General features: G+C 28.7%; 1 protein-coding gene and 1 pseudogene. Both read left to right on the top strand.

Translation table 11 applies throughout. From position 1 onward, the window contains the following. Positions 1-781: pseudogene (locus V7014_RS26715) on the top strand (hypothetical protein); the annotation flags it as partial. After that, on the top strand, positions 781-1068 hold a 288-nt coding region (locus tag V7014_RS26720), incomplete at its 3' end, for a hypothetical protein (RefSeq protein WP_335512088.1). The pseudogene V7014_RS26715 and the gene V7014_RS26720, both read left to right, overlap by 1 nt.

Raw genomic sequence — 1068 nt, forward strand, 5'->3', positions numbered from 1 at the left:
CCTTGACTATATAGTAGATGTATTACAATCAAGATCACTAACAATGATAACACATGCTTCTTCCAATGCTTCAGAATCATTACTTTGTGTAAAAGAAAACAAAGAGTATCTAAAAACATATACTGATAGAGAATTTGAAGATGATATTTTTGCAATTCTGAAAGATATTTTCCCAAATGCAGATAAGTGGGGAAGGGAAATGAGTGGAGAAAGAGTTCCAGAAGGTTTATTCTCAATACAATATAATATTCAAATTGGTTCGGAAAACCAAGAGTACCGTAGACTTTACTCATTTGACTGTAAATTAACAACTAAGGAAAAAGGATATGATTTAGGGATCGAAGAAAAAAGAAAAGCCTGGGATTATATCGACGAACTACATAAAGTTAGAGATGTTACAAAATATAGTGATAAAAGTGAAGTTTCAGGGCATATATTTATTACCAATAGGTTCAATGAAAATCAAATTTCAGGGATGCGAACATTTTTTAACGAAAAAATGTCTGATACCTGTGGCACAATCCCAATATTCATTGAACTTGAACAAATTCTCTTACTCCATAAATTATATAGAAATAACTATAATGACATACTTGTTAGAAGAAATACTTTTTATGAAGAAATTAATAAATTATTTACTCAGGAAGATGGAATAATTACTAATGAAGATATTAATGAATGTTTCGAAGAAATCTTAGAACAAGAACCTGAACACCGTTTACTTGATATGAAAAGAATTAAAAAGAAAATGAAAAGTGGAGGGAAAGTAGGTAATACCTAATGCAAGTGGATAACATTAGGATAAACGATTTGGTTTTAATAAGTTATGCTTTAGATAATGAGTACACAATAACACAACAAGTCATCTCTGAATTCAAACACAGTATCAAAGTAAAAATACAAAACAACATTGTTATTGGATACCTATTCCTGAAAGATCGATATAAGATCTATTTGTATGACAATAATAACGAAATTATTTTGGACGTATCAATTAAAAGTTATGATTATTTTATTTTAGATTCTTTTGTAGAAAACTTTAAAAATGCATCACTGCCTGATTATATA

It is taken from the genome of Bacillus sp. JJ722 (assembly GCF_036963345.1).
In the GTDB taxonomy this organism is placed as follows: Bacteria; Bacillota; Bacilli; order Bacillales; family DSM-1321; genus Bacillus_AD.